The organism is Alteromonas oceanisediminis, assembly GCF_018474025.1.
In the GTDB taxonomy this organism is placed as follows: Bacteria; Pseudomonadota; Gammaproteobacteria; order Enterobacterales; family Alteromonadaceae; genus Alteromonas_E; species Alteromonas_E oceanisediminis.
The window spans coordinates 176,035-192,008 of the sequence record NZ_JAHCTA010000006.1; the positions used below are offsets into that span (position 1 = coordinate 176,035).

Genomic DNA, 15,974 nt, shown 5'->3' on the forward strand with positions numbered 1-15,974 from the left:
GTTAAGGACTTTACCATGTTAAGCATGCAAGATTTATCCAAAACGTTCACCACTGACAGCGTGCAAACGCACGCGCTTCGTGACTTTACGCTGCACGTGAATGAGGGAGAGTTCGTGGCTGTCACTGGCCCGTCAGGTTCAGGTAAAACGACCTTTCTAAACATTGCCGGGCTACTGGAGTCCTTCAATTCAGGGCAATACATTCTGGATGGTCACGATGTGAGCCATTTAACAGACTCTCAGCGAAGCAAAGTTAGAAATGAAAAAATCGGTTTCATTTTCCAAAACTTCAACCTAATTCCTGATCTCAATCTGTATGACAACGTTGATGTGCCCCTGCGCTACAGAGGATTCAATGGCGCAGAACGTAAACGGCGCATTGAGGAAGGCTTAGCACAGGTTGGCCTGAGCGGGCGTATGAAACACCTTCCTTCGCAGCTTTCTGGCGGTCAGCAACAGCGGGTAGCTATCGCAAGAGCGCTAGCGGGCGATCCCCGATTTATATTAGCGGATGAACCCACCGGCAATCTCGACAGTGAAATGGCGCAATCAGTCATGCAATTGCTGCAAGCCATCAATCAGCAAGGAACCACCATTGTCATGGTGACACACGACCCAGCATTGGCGGCGCAGGCAGGCCGAAACATTTTTGTACAGGATGGTCGTGTGCATGAGGAGGCAAGCTTATGCTAAGTTATTACAGTCAATTAGGGCTGCGTAGCCTGCGTCGCAGCCCATTGTTATCTTCGTTGATGATATTGGCGATTGCACTGGGTATTAGCGCGAGCGTCAGCGTTGCAACGGTGAATCATCTGATGTCATCCAACCCAATCCCACACAAGAGCGAGCAGTTGTACTATGTTCAACTGGACAGTTGGAGCCCTTTTGAACCCGCTCGCGAACCGAATGAACCACCGGATCAGATCACATGGACTGACGCTTTGAACCTGATGGAGGCAAGTGCAGGATTGAGACAATCTGCCATGGCGAGTTCTGGCGCAGTGCTAGAACCCTCAGATCCGGATCAAAATCCATTTATGGTATCGCTGAGACTCAACTTCAGTGACTTCTTTGCCTTATTCGATACACCCTTTTTGTATGGGTCCGGTTGGCAACGTGAAGATGACGAGCAGCGTGCCTATGTTGCGGTTATCACGCGAGCGATGAATGACCGCCTATTTGGTGGTGAGAACTCAGTAGGCGAAACCATCACACTGGCTGGAAAACCCTTCCGCGTTGTGGGTGTACTCGACACATGGCAACCAGTACCAAAATTTTACGATGTCACTGTCGGCGCATTCAATACCGCCGAAGACGTTTTTATTCCTTTCTACATGAAGCAACAGTTAGAACTTAGCAATGGTGGTAACACCAATTGTTGGAAATCCCCTGACGGAGAAGGGTTCGAGGCGTTTCTGAATTCCGAGTGCGTTAATTATCAGTTTTGGGTAGAGCTTCCGACGGAGGGCGACAAAGCGGCTTACATAAACTTCTTAAACAGCTATGTGGAGCAACAAAAGCAATTGGGTCGATTCGAACGACCATTAAACAATCGGCTTTCCAATGTCATGCAATGGCTAGAAAACGAAGAAGTTGTCGCTGACGACGCACAGATCATGCTGTATATGGCGTTCATGTTTCTTTTCGTATGTTTAGTCAATACCGTCGGTCTGCTGTTGGCGAAATTTGCTGGAAAGACGCCTGAAATTGCCTTACGTCGCGCGGTGGGCGCGTCGCGAAAAGATATTTTTATTCAACACATGATTGAATCTGCCTGTATTGGCATATTGGGTGGTTTACTCGGATTACTGATGACGCTTGGCGGGCTAGAGGCGATTAAGCAATTGTATGGCGACTATATGCAAAATCTGGTGAAGCTGGACTTAACCATGATCGCATTTGCCATCATTCTGTCGCTGCTGAGTAGCTTACTCGCCGGTTTATATCCCACATGGCGTGCCTGCGCTGTTCAGCCTGCTTCTCAACTTAAATTGTAAGGACAAACTATGAACCTCAGCCGTTTAGAAATTGGCCCGCTCTGGCGCGCGCTCCTACGCAATAAAGTGGGTGCCAGTTTAATTGCCATACAGGTAGCCGTTACGATGGCGATTGTTATCAATAGTCTGGCCATTGTTATTCAACGAGACGCCATGATGCAACGTGACAGCGGGCTGGATGAAGACAACACTTTCTACATCACTAGCACGGGCTACGCCAACGACTTTAACGCGCAAGTCAGCGTTACCGATGATCTCTCTCGGCTGCGCGAGATGCCGGGCATTGTTAACGCGATACAAATTAATGCGATCCCTATCAGTGGTGGCGGGTGGTCAATGTCGCTGGCTAAAACGCCGGGGGATGATGTAGAAACAACCAACACCGCGGTGTATATGGTCGATGAAAATGCGTTGGAAACGCTCGATCTCAGTTTGGTCGCGGGCCGCGAATTTACTCCGCAGGAAATCCGCTGGCGTCAGCCTTCTCAGCCTAATTGGCCGAGCCTGACGATTATCACTGAAGCACTGGCGAAAAGCATGTTTGACTCAGCCAACAATGCGCTAGGCCAAACGGTGTACATTGGTGATGAAGAACCGATGACGATCATCGGCGTTGTCGACCAATTACAAGCGCCATGGGTTGGTTGGAGCAACTTGGAACACAGTATGCTATCGCCAGAAAACATGGCATTCACGTCGACCCGATACCTGGTCCGAACGCAAGCTGGCCAGCGCGACCGAATGATGCTTGAGGTAGAGGAAATGCTATCGTCCAGCCAGTCTGGTCGCATCATTCGTGACACCACCACGTTAACAGAGACACGCGATCGGAGTTATCAGCAACACGAAGCCATGATCACTTTACTACTTACCGTCATCAGTGCACTGCTGCTGATCACGATAGCCGGTATCGTTGGTCTGGCCAGCTTTAGTGTGCAAAAGCGTCAACAGCATATCGGTACTAAACGCGCACTCGGCGCGACTCAAATCGATATCTTACGCTTCTTTCTGCTTGAGAACATGTTGATTAGCGGCGTTGGCATCATATTGGGAACGTTGTGCACTGTCGGGCTAAATATCGCTCTGGTGCAATGGTTTCACGTGACGCCTCTAGCGTGGTATTACATTCCAGCAGGTGCGCTGGTGCTTATCATTGCCGGTCAAGTTGCTGTATTGGCTCCAGCCAAAAATGCCGCATCGATTTCACCCGCCATGGCGACTCGGGCAATCTAAATAGCCCCCAGCCAAATAGAATAGTGCCGCAGGTTCTGTTATAACTAGCATGTCGTCTCTGGTTGATGCTGTTATGTTTGAAACTGAACCTGCCGCCCTGCTCGCGCTTGTCATCGCGTTTATCTCAGCCATATCCGGTTTAGCCTGGATGTGCTTAGCCTATCCGTTAACCATCTATACTGTTGCCAGTAAGCGCTTCGCTGCGGGCAATCTGTTCCTGTTTTTTGCTATTCTGGTCACCCTATTTCGCGCGCCTGAAGACGGCACCATGATTTGGCTGCTGGCGGACGTGTTGTTGGTCTTAGGCGTATTTCTCTATAAGAAAGGCATTTATCGCTTATTTCGACTGCCGAATCATGCCGTATTTGACCAAGTTGTACTCTTCACGGTTCTAGCGGCTGTCATATTGGCCGCCACAACACTCATTAATTATCGCACGACAGCGGTAACTATCACCTCAGTCAGTTCTGCGGTATTGGCGATGACGGTGTACGCAAAATATCACGCGCTTCTCAAGGATATTCCGCGCTACGGTGCTGTCTTAATGGTCACTCCGGTGTTTGTGCTCACCTGTGTTTTATTGGTGAAAGCATTGTCCGGTTTATTTTTTCCTGCTCTTGCCGACGCTTTGTTTCTCAAAGCGCGGATCGACAGTATTCCTATTTTGTGGATTTACCTCGGCGCGATTATCTTTATTAACGTTGCAGCCATTGGCGCTGCGCTGATGCGGGTTATTGCCAAAATACGCAATTTGGCCGATCACGATCAGCTCACCGGGCTTCTCAATCGTCATGCCATAGGCCGTGAAATCAGTCGCGCCGAAAAAGCCTATGACCGCGACAAAATTCCTTATTCGGCGTTATTAATTGACGTGGATTTTTTTAAATCAATTAATGATCAACATGGTCACGATGCGGGCGATAAGGCGATCCGTCATGTAGCCGCCATCATGAGTGCTGAATTAAGAGAAACGGACAGACTGGCCCGCTACGGTGGCGAGGAATTTCTGGCGGTCCTGTTTAACTGTACCGAAACACACGCCAGTAAGGTGGCCGAAAAATTACGTTTAAGCATTGCTGATCATCCATTCGTATGGAACAACCACAATATCGCGCTTACGGTCAGTATCGGCGTTAGTTCAATCACTCAGGTCAATAGCACCAAAGCGTTGTTAAGTCAGGCGGACAAAGCACTTTATGCCGCTAAAAGTGCCGGTCGCAACCGCACATTGCTGGCTTCGGGTTAATCACTATCCGTATCGTCTTCGACTAAATGCTTGGGCAATGATTTGGTCGGCTGAACGCCCATGCTTTTAAAGTTTTCTACCTGACGCAATATGTTGCCTTTGCCGCTACTCAATTTATTCAAAGCTGCGTCATAGGTTTTTGCTGAACTTTCAATGGATTTGCCCAACTTTTCCATATCCGTGACAAAGCCATGCAATTTGTCATACAACTTGGCTGCTTTTTCAGCGATTAACTGCGCATTTTGATTTTGATACTCGTACTGCCAAATATTGTTAATCGTGCGCAACGCCACTAGCAAATTTGTTGGGCTAACCAGCATGATATTGTGATTTAAAGCGGTGGTGACTAACGAAGGCTCTTCATCAATGGCAAGTAAAAATGCAGGTTCGATAGGAATAAACATCAACACATAATCGAGTGTGCGAACGCCTTTAAGTTTTTGATAGTCCTTCTTACTCAGGCCCTTCATATGCGTTTTAATCGAGTTCACGTGCGCTTTGAGCTGTTGCTCTCTTACTAGTGAGTCGTCACTGCTGTGATAAGCTTCATAAGCAATTAACGACACTTTGGCGTCGATGATCACATCTTTTTCATTCGGCAAATGAACAATCACGTCAGGTTGCAACTGTTTCCCTTCATCAGAACGAAATGCGGTTTGGGTTTCAAACTCATAGCCCTCGCGCAATCCTGACTCCTCCAGAATACGCTCAAGCACAACCTCACCCCAATTCCCCTGCTGTTTATTGTCACCTTTCAGCGCGTTCGTCAGCGCAGTGGCCTCAGCCGTGATGCGCTGATTCAGCTCCTTTAAGCTTAATATCTCAGTCTTGAGTGAAGCACGCTCCTGCCCCTCTTTAACGTACGCATCCGATACCTGTCGCTTGAACCCCTCAATCTGATCTTTCAGGGGTAGCAAGAGGGCATCAAGACCGGTTTTATTCGCTTTTACGAAGGATTCACTTTTTTGTTCGAATATCTTATTGGCAAGATTTTCAAACTGCGTTTGCATACGTAATTCGGCTTGTTGCATCAAATCTAACTTTTCTGCACTCGCTTTATGGTCGGACTCGTGTCGAGCGATTATCGACTCATACTGTGTGCGTGATTGCGCATACTCCTGTCGAAGGTCATCGATAGTCCGTCGTAAATCAACACATTCCTGCTTTGTCGCTTGCAGATTAGCGACTTCATGACGCAACCCGATTAATTCATGTTCAGCGCGTTTATTTTCAGCTTCAAGTCGATGTAAGTCGTCTTCTTTTAATCGCGCCGACGCAAGCTGTTCTTCAAGCTGCGTATTTCGAAACGATAATTGCTGCCGAGCCGCTGATAATCGCCAGATAACAATCAAGGCAATCAGCGCGATCACCGTTGGCGGGACAGCATGAATGAGGGCCCATGGCCCTAGCGTGAGAGTTTCCAACAGCAATCCTTAGCTTAAGGCCTTATCCAAATCGGCAATTTTTGCTTTCCAAATGGCTGGGCCGGTTTGGTGCGCATTGGCACCTGTACTATCCACCGCCACAGTCACCGGCATATCTTCAACTTCAAATTCGTAGATAGCTTCCATTCCTAAATCTTCGAACGCAATGACACGGGCTTTTTTAATCGCCTTAGACACAAGATATGCCGCACCGCCGACCGCCATCAAATACACCGATTGATGCTTAGCAATGCTATCAACTGTTGCTGGCCCACGCTCTGCTTTACCAATCATGCCAAGCAGGCCGGTTTGCTCCAGCATCATGTCAGTAAACTTATCCATGCGCGTCGCCGTCGTTGGGCCTGCGGGGCCGACAACTTCGTCACCCACGGCGTCTACCGGGCCTACGTAGTAAATAAACTTATTGGTCAAATCCACACCATCGGGCAAGCCTTCGCCACTATCAAGCATCGACTGGATCCGTTTGTGTGCGGCATCTCTACCGGTCAGCATTTTGCCGGACAATAACACTGTCTCACCAACCTTCCATTCTTTAATATCGTCTTTTGTCAGGTTGTCCATATTCACGCGACGGGTATTTTCACCAACTTCCCAGGTAACTTGGGGCCAATCTTCCAGTTTGGGCGCTTCTAATTCGGCAGGGCCGCTGCCGTCCAAGTAAAAGTGTGCATGACGTGTTGCCGCACAATTTGGGATCATTGCCACTGGCTTTGATGCGGCGTGCGTTGGTAACGACATAATTTTCACATCAACGACTGTAGTCAACCCGCCCAATCCCTGAGCACCAATACCGAGCTTGTTCACTTTCTCGAAAATATCGACGCGCAGTTTCTCTTCGGTACTTTCAGGGCCACGCTCAATCAACTCATGAATATCGACAGGATCCATTAAGCTCTCTTTCGCTAATACAGCGGCCTTCTCAGCGGTGCCACCGATACCAATACCGAGCATACCTGGCGGACACCAACCCGCCCCCATGGTCGGAAGTGTCTTCACCACCCATTCAGCAATATCATCGCTGGGGTTGAGCATGACCATTTTCGACTTATTCTCTGAACCGCCACCTTTAGCGGCAATCATCACTTCGACTTTATCACCGGCAACCAGATCGACATGCACGACCGCTGGTGTATTGTCTTTGGTGTTTTGACGCTTACCGGCAGGGTCAGCAACAATCGAAGCGCGCAAAGGATTGTTAGGATCCAAGTAGGCACGGCGCGTTCCTTCGTCAACCATTTGTTGCACCGTCATATCGGTTTTATCCCAACTGACCTGCATGCCAACTTTCACAAAACAAGTCACTATGCCAGTATCCTGACACAGCGGACGCTTACCCTCAGCAGACATGCGCGAATTAATTAAGATTTGCGCCATTGCATCTTTTGCCGCTTGACTCTGTTCCTTCAAATACGCTTTTTCGACCGCTTTGACATAGTCCAGTGGGTGATAGTATGAAATGAACTGTAAAGCATCTTGAATACTTTCGATAAAGTCTTGTTGACGAATAACGGTCATGGGGTCCTCTTTACGTGCTTTTTGAATAAACAAATTCGGTTGGTCTTAACGACGTAACGCGCAGTATACTACCTCGTGCCAAGCGACAGTGCTACTCCTCAACATAAGACTTAAGAAGGCCAATGCAAAAACAGCGATACACCATCGACCCGATTTCTCCCTTCTCAGAAGCGGACCTCACCTCACTGTTTGAGGCGTTTGCTGAAACACCGTGGGCACTACTGTTAGACAGTGCTGGTGATATTACAGGCGACAATCGATTTGACATTATGCTGGTAGACCCACAAACCACACTGGTTACCGAAGGGCTTGAAACGCGCATCTGGACAGCATCAGATGGACACACCACGATAAGTTCCGATGATCCTCTCATTCTGGCAGAACGCATACACGCTGATTTCGCTCAGCAATATGAATTGCCCAGTACCGAACTGGCACGCCGGTTACCCTTTATTGCTGGTGTCGCAGGTGCATTTGGCTACGATCTGGGGCGGCGTTTTGAGTATCTCCCCAGTCGTTTCTCAAATGAGTATCAGTGCCCTGATATGGCCGTTGGTTTGTATACGCGCTCGCTGATACTCGATAAGCACTGCAATACCCTTTACGACTGCAGACCTGAAACAGCGCTTCCGTTTAGCCAATGGTGTCGGGCGTTTTCGCCGAAGAATGTGCAGGCCCCCTTTCAACTAACGGAGCCTTGGCAGGCAAACCTAAATAAACAGGAATACACACGGGGTATTGACGCGATCCACGCTTACCTGAATGCCGGGGATTGTTATCAAGTGAATTTTGCTCAGCGCTTCAGTGCCGGTTATACAGGCAGTGAATGGCAGGCGTATTTGAATTTGAGACACGCAAACAAAGCGCCCTTCTCTGCCTATGCGAGGCTGCCACAGGCAACCCTTTTGAGTATTTCACCAGAACGATTCCTAGCGGTTAGCGACGGCAAGGTGCAAACTAAACCCATTAAAGGAACACGGCCGCGCAGTGACGATCCTGAAGAAGATAGCAGGCAGGCAAACGCCCTTCTAACGTCGATAAAAGATCGCGCTGAAAACCTCATGATTGTAGATTTATTGCGAAACGATATTAGCAAGCATTGTCAACCGCACAGCGTCAGAGTGCCTGCACCGTTTGCGTTGGAAAGCTACGCGGCAGTGCATCATATGGTGACCACGGTAGAAGGTGAATTAGCGCAGGATGCGTCACCTTTTCAATTACTGCGCGATGCGTTTCCGGGCGGCTCCATCACGGGTGCTCCGAAAATTCGCGCCATGCAAATTATTGATGAGTTGGAAGCGAACGGCCGCAACATATATTGTGGCAGCATAGGCTATGTTGGGTTAAAAAACGACATGGACACCAGTATTTGTATCCGTACGTTATTGTGCGAAAACCATCGGGTTTATTGCTGGGCAGGTGGCGGTATCGTGCTAGACTCTACCGCAGAAGATGAATTTCAAGAAAGTCTGGATAAAGTCAACAAAATCATTCCAATACTGCATGACTGAAGCTGAATTTTTAAGTCGTTTTCACCACCTCAGAACTGTACCCAGAGAACAGGACTACCCGCTGCGACAAGCCGGTAAACCTGCCGCTGTGTTGATACCGCTCGTACAGCATGATGACGGGTTGCGGGTCTTGTTGACTCGCCGCGCCGCGCATCTAAAGCATCACCCCAATCAGGTCAGCTTTCCGGGTGGGCGACAGGAAGAAGGTGATGCAGATGCCGTTGAAGCGGCACTACGCGAAACACACGAAGAAATTGGTATTTCACGTGACCAAATCACGGTGTTGGGAAAGATGCCGAATTATCGCACGATTAGCGGCTATGAAATTGTTCCTGTGGTTGGGCTGGTGAAAGCCAATTTGCCGCTAACGCTTGATCCGAATGAAGTCGCTGAGGCTTTTGAGGTTAAACTGGCGCACGTACTCGATCGCGACAATCACTTTATACACTGGGTTGATCGTCAGCAGTCTCGCTATCCTATTTACTTTATTCCTGCCAACAACACCTATATCTGGGGTGCAACCGCTGCCATTTTGAGAAATTTGTCTAACCACGTGTTTGATCACTAACGCGAGTGTATTGGCCAACGATACTTGAGCGTGTTGATCGTTGCGCTTATAAAGTTTTCTTTACAGTGCATTAACACGCGTAATCACTCAAATTAGCTTTTTTAATTTGTGCCTGCACGGAAAGCCACCATAATACGCAACTACATAAGTCTTTGGGGAGCAGCATAATGATTAGTGTTTTTGATATGTTCAGTATCGGTATTGGCCCGTCCAGTTCTCACACTGTTGGCCCGATGCGCGCGGCGTATCAATTTGTCAAAGCGCTGGAAGCTTCTGAAATTCTATCCTCAGTGACGCGCATCAAAACCGAGTTGTATGGCTCGTTAGGGCTAACCGGTAAAGGCCACGGCACCGGCAAAGCCGTGATCCTAGGTTTGCATGGCGAAACACCAGAATCCGTTGATGTAGAAGCTATCGACAGGTTGCTTCAAAATGTGGAACAGACCCAGCGACTACCCGTTAACGGAACGCACGACATCAAGTTTCCCCGCGAAGGGGCAATCATGTTTCATCGACGCAAATCACTGCCGCTGCACGCCAACGCGATGACGCTAAAAGCGTACAGTGGTGAGACGTTACTTACCGAGGAAACCTATTACAGTATTGGTGGTGGCTTTATTGTGACGGAAGCAGAATTTCCGGCCAGCAAGAACGAAGCGATTGAACATCACGAAAAACCCGTTCCCTACCCCTTTCGAAGTGCGGCAGAGTTAGTCGAACAGTGCAAAACCAATGGAATTTCAATCAGTTCCCTGATGTGGCGTAATGAGATGGTGTTACAGCCCAAAGAAGCGATCCAAGAGAAGCTGGCCAATATCTGGCGTGTAATGCAAGCTTGCATAGAACGGGGTAAACAGACCGAAGGAATTTTACCGGGTGGCCTAAAAGTATTGAGACGTGCGCCGGGGCTTTATCGTCGCTTAAAAAATGAAAAAACCTCAGACCCCATGCAAGCGATGGATTGGGTTAACTTGTTTGCGCTGGCAGTCAACGAAGAAAATGCTGCCGGTTCGCGTGTGGTTACCGCGCCCACAAACGGTGCTGCCGGTATCATCCCCGCTGTTCTCTGTTACTACGACAAATTTGTGCAACCTGTCGACGACGAAACCGCTACACGCTTCCTGCTTACAGCGGCAGCGATTGGTATTTTATACAAAAAAAATGCGTCTATTTCTGGTGCGGAAGTGGGTTGTCAGGGTGAGGTTGGCGTAGCCTGTTCAATGGCTGCGGGTGCGTTAACCGAAATTCTCGGTGGTTCGGTTGATTCCGTAGAAAATGCGGCTGAGATCGGCATGGAGCACAATCTAGGGCTGACGTGCGATCCGGTTGGCGGCTTGGTTCAAGTACCTTGTATTGAGCGCAATGCCATGGGTGCAATCAAAGCAATCAACGCGTCTCGACTTGCCCTGAGAGGCTCTGGCCAGCATAAAGTGTCGCTAGATAAAGTGATCAAAACGATGCGCGATACTGGCAATGATATGAAAACGAAATACAAGGAAACCGCGCGCGGCGGTTTAGCGGTTAACATCATAGAGTGTTGATGCGGTAGGCTTTTACTCTGTCGGCTATTTAACCGGCAGAGTCACATCTTTAAATAACTTCTCAACATCGTCATTATTCTTTTGCATCATCGCCCGTTCGACCATGGTTTTGCTCAGGTGGGGCGCAAATCGTTCGATAAAGTCAAACATGTAACTACGTAAAAAAGACCCCTTACGAAAGCCTATTTTTGTTGTGCTGTATTTGAACAAATGACTGGCATCAATTTTCACCAAATCATCGTCTTGTACCTCATTGACCGCCATAGATGCAATGACACCAATACCGACGCCAAGACGAACGTAGGTTTTGATCACGTCTGCGTCGGTCGCCGTGAACACAATTTTCGGCGTTAATCCCGCTCGCTCAAACGCCTGATCCAATTCAGAACGCCCAGTGAAACCAAAGACGTATGTCACCAATGGATACTTGGCAATATCGTCGATATCAATAGAACCTTTCTTTGCCAGTGGATGAGATTTGTTGACAATGACGCTTCTATTCCAGTGATAGCATGGCAGCATCACCAAATCGTTGTATAGGTGCAGTGCTTCAGTTGCAATAGCAAAATCGGCCTCACCTTTCGCGGCTAAATCACTGATTTGCGAAGGCGTTCCCTGGTGCATGTGCAACGACACCTTCGGAAACTTCGTCATGAAGCCTTGAATCACTTCAGGTAGTGCATAGCGCGCTTGTGTATGCGTGGTCGCTATATTCAGCTTACCTTGATCTGGCAGGGTGTGCTCACGTGCGACTGATTTGATACTTTCGACCTTCGCCAGAATTTCTCTGGCGATGCCAATCACATCCGTGCCAGCATCCGTGACATGGGTAAGGTGCTTTCCACTTCGCCCGAAAATTTGAACGCCCAGCTCATCCTCAAGCATTCTTACTTGCTTACTGATACCAGGCTGTGAGGTGTATAGACTTTCAGCGGTTGCCGACACGTTTAAATTATTATTCTGTACTTCTACAATATACCGTAACTGCTGTAGTTTCATGAGGAGTCCGTAGGTTGGCGCATTGAATTTGATGTCGATATCGCGACACTAAGAATCTATCATTATTGGACTCTTAGATCATATCGGTATAACGTCATTGTAGTTAAAAACCGTTTCGATATACAAAATATCTGTCGCAAAGAGGAAATTTCTATGCCGACCCCGATTGATTTTTCACTCGTACTTGCTGCTGCCGTGCACGATATGAAAAACTCATTAAGCCTGCTGATGCAGTCTCTCGAAACGCTGGAAACCAACATTGACGAACATAATTCAACGGCGCGCCAACAACTCTCTGACGTTCATTACGAGGCAGCCAGATTAAACACCGGCCTGGTACAAATGTTGTCTTTGTATCGTTCCGAACTCTCTGAGTTGCCACTGAATATTGATGAGCACTTCATTGAAGATGTTTTCACTGAGTTGGCTGGCGCGAACGCGATTTACATTCGCCAACGTAACGTGACGTTGAATTTACATTATGAAAACGATATCAGCGGTTTTTTTGATAAAGATCTCATTTTTTTATTACTCAATGACGTATTGATCAACGCAATGCGCTACGGTAATCAAACCATCGACTTAAGCGCGAGTATGGTGGATAACCAACTCGTCATCACAATCGAGGATGATGGACAAGGCTACCCACAACGAATGCTTGAGCAGTCGACCACCGGTCTCGCTGATTTTAACGTGAGCCAAGGCCGCACTGGGCTTGGATTATTCTTTGCTCGCCTGATTGCCAAAGCACACAGCAATCATGACCAACATGGCAAAATTGAGCTTTCTAATGGTGGAAAGTACGGCGGTAGTGTTTTTAAAGTAAAATTACCCTAAACTGTGCCGACAACAATAAAATACGCGTAAAACGTTTTGCGCATTGTTATAGAGAATTCACTGACATCATGTTTGCTATCATTGTAGGGTTAATTGTATCGCTGGTGGTTGTGGCCATTGTCATCAACGCCGTTCAACAGCACAAAGCAAAACAAGAGGCAGAAAAGCGCACTGAAATTGCTAAACAGAAGTCCGTGATCGACGAGACCGAAAGTGTATTGATGTCAGCCTCGCAGTTTTCTATTTCGCCAAAACTCGTGTGGATATTACACCAGCGTATTCAGAATGCGCTTAAGATTATTTACGAACTCAACCCCACGCTCCCTGAAATCAAACAACGCGTAAGAGATGCTGAAGAACGTGTTCAAAGTATTGATGTTAATGCATCCTCTGGTGGCGAGCAAAGCGCTGTCAACTTGCCTGAAAACGACAAGATGATCATTCAAATGATCCAATCAATTAAAAAGTTGCGTGTGTTGCTTCGTGCTGAGCACAGCAAAGGCAAAGTTGATACGCAAACATACATGTACGAGGATAAAATCCTTGAACGTATGCAACTTAAAGTGAATGTTGAAACGCTTGCTCGGCGAGGTCGCAATGCAATGTCATCGAATATGCTCGGCTCAGCACGTCAGTACTTTGAGAAAGCGATTGGCGCCCTTGAAGCGCAAACCCAGCCAGATGAATATGTGCAAACACGTAGAGCCGAACTCGGCGAAACATTACGCGAAATTCAGAATAACCTGAAGAATGTGAACGCTCAGGATAGAGAGAAGAAAAAAGCGGCCGAGCGTGATGAACTCGATGAGTTATTTGCGCCGAAGCGGAAGTGGTAGCCTAGATAAATAATGGTCGTCAATCAGCGCAGTGAGTGAGAACGAAACGCTTCTGCCGCGACCGAGAGGGAGCCTCGTGTTGCAGTTAGTAAGCCAACGGGTTTATTGATAAATAACTGCTCCAGAGCAATACACCGGATACCTTTTGACACCATTTGCGCTTCACACAGCGCAGGAACAATGGAAACGCCGATGTTGTGTGCAACCAGTTGGCCCACAGTGCTTAATTGATTAGCCTCTGCAACCACATTCAAATTTACCTTATGTTCATCGGCGACACCTTCCACCCAACGCCGAACGCTGGATTGCCGATTCATGGCGACAAAAGGTTGTTGCAAGGTAGCCAACCAATCCAGCGAATCAGCCTTTGCCATTAAATGTTCGCGACTGACAATCGCCATAAATCGATCATCAAACAACGCTGAAAACGTCAAACCATCGAGTTGTTCTGGTGCGAAAGTGAAACCGATTTCCGCGCGCCCTGATAGCACACAATCAATCACCTCCTCCATCACTACGTCCAGCACACGTATCTTGACGTTTGGGTACGCATTTAAAAAATTAGCGATAATGCCTGGCAACATACCCTCAGCAAATGAAGGCATAGCCGCAATGGTTAACGTTCCCTGCTGCACAGCAAAAAGGCTTTGCATGTCGGTAAGAGAGTTTGACCAATCCAGCAACAAGCGTTTTGCGGCGGGTAAAAACGTCTTCCCTTCCATGGTCAGTTGCACGTTGCGCGTATTGCGTGAAAACAACTTGCCGCCAAGTTGCGCTTCGAGTTTGCGAATACTGGTCGACAATGCAGGCTGAGTAATGTGTAACTTATCGGCAGCCTCTGCAAACGTCTTTGATTCGGCTAACCGTACGAAGGCATTGACTGATTTGGGTGAAAACATGAGCCCACAAACAACTAAGGATTTGCACAAGAGTACAAAACGCCCGTAATAAACGCAATCTGCACCCCCACGTACTTTAGGTCTGTATCTTCTTAGACTTCAGTACAGTGTGGTTTCTACTATGAGGCCAGTATCATTAATCATTACGACAACATCGCGCTGTAGGAGCCATGGTTGAAACTCTTGTTAACGAAAGCCCCCCAACCAATCAATGAAAACGGTCACTTAATTGCGTGCCTGATAGGCGTTCTGTCTTTTGCGATGTGGTCGATGATTATGGGTTGTGTCGACACTCAAACGCTTCCCACGACGAGACTGGGCGTTTTCGTTGTCTACTCAGGCGCCAGTTTCTTTGGTGCAATCGGGGCAATCTCTTTCATGTGGTGTTTGAGTAACCCTAAACGCCACTATCTTAGTATTGTCGCTACCACGCTCTGTCTTCTTATATTTGAACTCCTTCAAGCCCATTTAACTATCGGTCGTTATGATCCCGCCGACATACTGGTAATTGCTGTCGCCTGTGTGTTTTCGATGCTGATATACGGCAACTTGTCTGTCTTTCCGCGCACGCGTTGAGTGCGACTGACATTCAGGCATTTTCATTTGCAATCTTAAGTCGTAAATCAATGCGCCGATTGAGTCGCTTGGTTTCATAAACGTTATGCATACTGACGCCGAACACTAAAATTAGCAGCTCATACATAAACGGTATTCAAAGGTCTAAGGGAAGAAATAGCCCACAATAAACAGAGTAAAAACGACATAAGCGAGCGAAAGCTTCAACTCTCTTTGCTTAGCCGCAAGCCATAGAACTGAACAAAATTCGTATCGCAGAGATCAACACGCGCTAACCTTTTTTCTTGAAAAATTTGTAGCTGAGCGTTGAAAGATAAATTGCCGTGAGCGACAAACCAAGAATTTTCAGTCCAAAATTAGAACGATTTACAAGTAGTTCAAATCCAACAATGGCAACACATATCATTGACAATACACTGAGAAAAATGGTGATTGACGTTCTATTCATACTCGACTTTCCTGTTAGAGAACTTAAAATAAACGAGACGGCAAAGGAGGCGAACCGCATAAAAAACTTCTTTGCTATCCCGTAATAAAAGGCTTACTCAAGTATCCAAGCTGCGATACCCGCTATACCACCTCCCACACTGATAATGTGGGCAGCCAATATAATAGGCGCGACACCGGCACTCACCTCGTCTAACTCATGAGTAGAGAGCTCAGCCATTACTCTGATGCTCCTGCAGCGAAGCCGGCTGCAAAAACAGGCACCATTATTGTGTAAGCAATCCACACTGCTGGCATAACCCCGCCGCTAACACTATTCATTTC

At 47.7% G+C, this 15,974-nt stretch carries 15 protein-coding genes; 10 read left to right on the top strand and 5 right to left on the bottom strand.

The window, feature by feature from the left end; all coding sequences use genetic code 11:
• Nucleotides 1–15: 15 nt before the first annotated feature.
• From KIU71_RS12075 to KIU71_RS12090, 4 genes are all read left to right on the top strand, one after another.
• Complete coding sequence (locus KIU71_RS12075; RefSeq protein ID WP_214131539.1) at nt 16–693, top strand: ABC transporter ATP-binding protein; 678 nt, start codon at nt 16–18, stop codon at nt 691–693.
• Nucleotides 687–1,997, top strand: a complete 1,311-nt coding sequence (locus tag KIU71_RS12080; RefSeq protein WP_214131540.1) for an ABC transporter permease — start codon at nt 687–689, stop codon at nt 1,995–1,997. The genes KIU71_RS12075 and KIU71_RS12080 overlap by 7 nt, the downstream gene beginning before the upstream one ends.
• 9 nt (nt 1,998–2,006) lie before the next feature.
• Entirely contained in the window at nt 2,007–3,230 is a 1,224-nt protein-coding gene (locus tag KIU71_RS12085) for an ABC transporter permease (RefSeq protein ID WP_214131541.1), read from the top strand.
• Nucleotides 3,231–3,303: 73 nt separating this feature from the next.
• Nucleotides 3,304–4,476: a GGDEF domain-containing protein gene (locus tag KIU71_RS12090; RefSeq protein ID WP_214131542.1), complete on the top strand. Its 1,173-nt coding sequence runs from the start codon at nt 3,304–3,306 to the stop codon at nt 4,474–4,476.
• Here the strand turns inward: KIU71_RS12090 and rmuC are convergent.
• Both rmuC and KIU71_RS12100 read right to left on the bottom strand, forming a co-directional pair.
• Nucleotides 4,473–5,900 carry a DNA recombination protein RmuC gene (gene rmuC / locus KIU71_RS12095; RefSeq protein WP_250207472.1) on the bottom strand — a complete coding sequence of 476 codons (1,428 nt, stop codon included), beginning with the start codon at nt 5,898–5,900 and terminating at the stop codon, nt 4,473–4,475. The two genes, KIU71_RS12090 and rmuC, sit on opposite strands and share 4 nt — an antisense overlap.
• A gap of 9 nt (nt 5,901–5,909) precedes the next feature.
• Nucleotides 5,910–7,436, bottom strand: coding sequence for a fumarate hydratase (locus KIU71_RS12100; protein WP_214131544.1), 1,527 nt, complete (start codon nt 7,434–7,436; stop codon nt 5,910–5,912).
• 122 nt (nt 7,437–7,558) lie between these two features.
• Here KIU71_RS12100 and pabB point away from each other — a divergent pair, with 122 nt between their 5' ends.
• The 3 genes from pabB (at nt 7,559) to KIU71_RS12115 (ending at nt 11,056) form a co-directional block, all read left to right on the top strand.
• Entirely contained in the window at nt 7,559–8,947 is a 1,389-nt protein-coding gene (gene pabB, locus KIU71_RS12105; protein ID WP_214131545.1) for an aminodeoxychorismate synthase component I, read from the top strand.
• Nucleotides 8,940–9,515, top strand: coding sequence for a CoA pyrophosphatase (locus KIU71_RS12110; protein ID WP_214131546.1), 576 nt, complete (start codon nt 8,940–8,942; stop codon nt 9,513–9,515). Before pabB ends, KIU71_RS12110 begins: the two co-directional genes overlap by 8 nt.
• A gap of 167 nt (nt 9,516–9,682) precedes the next feature.
• Complete coding sequence (locus KIU71_RS12115) at nt 9,683–11,056, top strand: L-serine ammonia-lyase (protein WP_214131547.1); 1,374 nt, start codon at nt 9,683–9,685, stop codon at nt 11,054–11,056.
• A 24-nt stretch (nt 11,057–11,080) separates the two neighbouring features.
• Here KIU71_RS12115 and cysB read toward each other — a convergent pair whose 3' ends face one another.
• Nucleotides 11,081–12,055: an HTH-type transcriptional regulator CysB gene (cysB, locus tag KIU71_RS12120; RefSeq protein ID WP_214131548.1), complete on the bottom strand. Its 975-nt coding sequence runs from the start codon at nt 12,053–12,055 to the stop codon at nt 11,081–11,083.
• Between the two features lie 153 nt (nt 12,056–12,208).
• On the opposite strand from cysB, the gene KIU71_RS12125 reads away from it, so the two are divergent.
• Entirely contained in the window at nt 12,209–12,892 is a 684-nt protein-coding gene (locus tag KIU71_RS12125; protein WP_214131549.1) for a sensor histidine kinase, read from the top strand.
• Between the two features lie 68 nt (nt 12,893–12,960).
• Nucleotides 12,961–13,728 carry a hypothetical protein gene (locus KIU71_RS12130; RefSeq protein WP_214131550.1) on the top strand — a complete coding sequence of 256 codons (768 nt, stop codon included), beginning with the start codon at nt 12,961–12,963 and terminating at the stop codon, nt 13,726–13,728.
• Nucleotides 13,729–13,751: 23 nt separating this feature from the next.
• On the opposite strand, the gene KIU71_RS12135 is transcribed toward KIU71_RS12130, so the two are convergent.
• On the bottom strand, nt 13,752–14,627 hold the full coding sequence (locus tag KIU71_RS12135) for a LysR family transcriptional regulator (RefSeq protein ID WP_214131551.1): 876 nt from the start codon (nt 14,625–14,627) through the stop codon (nt 13,752–13,754).
• A gap of 174 nt (nt 14,628–14,801) precedes the next feature.
• Between KIU71_RS12135 and KIU71_RS12140 the strand changes: the two genes are divergently transcribed.
• Nucleotides 14,802–15,203, top strand: coding sequence for a hypothetical protein (locus tag KIU71_RS12140; RefSeq protein WP_214131552.1), 402 nt, complete (start codon nt 14,802–14,804; stop codon nt 15,201–15,203).
• Nucleotides 15,204–15,744: 541 nt separating this feature from the next.
• On the opposite strand, the gene KIU71_RS17955 is transcribed toward KIU71_RS12140, so the two are convergent.
• Entirely contained in the window at nt 15,745–15,870 is a 126-nt protein-coding gene (locus KIU71_RS17955; protein WP_261348340.1) for a hypothetical protein, read from the bottom strand.
• Between the last annotated feature and the right edge of the window lie 104 nt (nt 15,871–15,974).

Coding starts and splice junctions, on each gene's coding strand:
- pabB (WP_214131545.1), top strand. CDS start 7,559: ATGCAAAAACAGCGATACACCATCGACCCGATTTCTCCCTTCTCAGAA.
- KIU71_RS12080 (WP_214131540.1), top strand. CDS start 687: ATGCTAAGTTATTACAGTCAATTAGGGCTGCGTAGCCTGCGTCGCAGC.
- KIU71_RS12075 (WP_214131539.1), top strand. CDS start 16: ATGTTAAGCATGCAAGATTTATCCAAAACGTTCACCACTGACAGCGTG.
- KIU71_RS12100 (WP_214131544.1), bottom strand. CDS start 7,436: ATGACCGTTATTCGTCAACAAGACTTTATCGAAAGTATTCAAGATGCT.
- KIU71_RS12115 (WP_214131547.1), top strand. CDS start 9,683: ATGATTAGTGTTTTTGATATGTTCAGTATCGGTATTGGCCCGTCCAGT.
- KIU71_RS17955 (WP_261348340.1), bottom strand. CDS start 15,870: ATGGCTGAGCTCTCTACTCATGAGTTAGACGAGGTGAGTGCCGGTGTC.
- cysB (WP_214131548.1), bottom strand. CDS start 12,055: ATGAAACTACAGCAGTTACGGTATATTGTAGAAGTACAGAATAATAAT.
- KIU71_RS12125 (WP_214131549.1), top strand. CDS start 12,209: ATGCCGACCCCGATTGATTTTTCACTCGTACTTGCTGCTGCCGTGCAC.
- KIU71_RS12135 (WP_214131551.1), bottom strand. CDS start 14,627: ATGTTTTCACCCAAATCAGTCAATGCCTTCGTACGGTTAGCCGAATCA.
- KIU71_RS12090 (WP_214131542.1), top strand. CDS start 3,304: ATGTTTGAAACTGAACCTGCCGCCCTGCTCGCGCTTGTCATCGCGTTT.
- KIU71_RS12085 (WP_214131541.1), top strand. CDS start 2,007: ATGAACCTCAGCCGTTTAGAAATTGGCCCGCTCTGGCGCGCGCTCCTA.
- KIU71_RS12130 (WP_214131550.1), top strand. CDS start 12,961: ATGTTTGCTATCATTGTAGGGTTAATTGTATCGCTGGTGGTTGTGGCC.
- KIU71_RS12110 (WP_214131546.1), top strand. CDS start 8,940: ATGACTGAAGCTGAATTTTTAAGTCGTTTTCACCACCTCAGAACTGTA.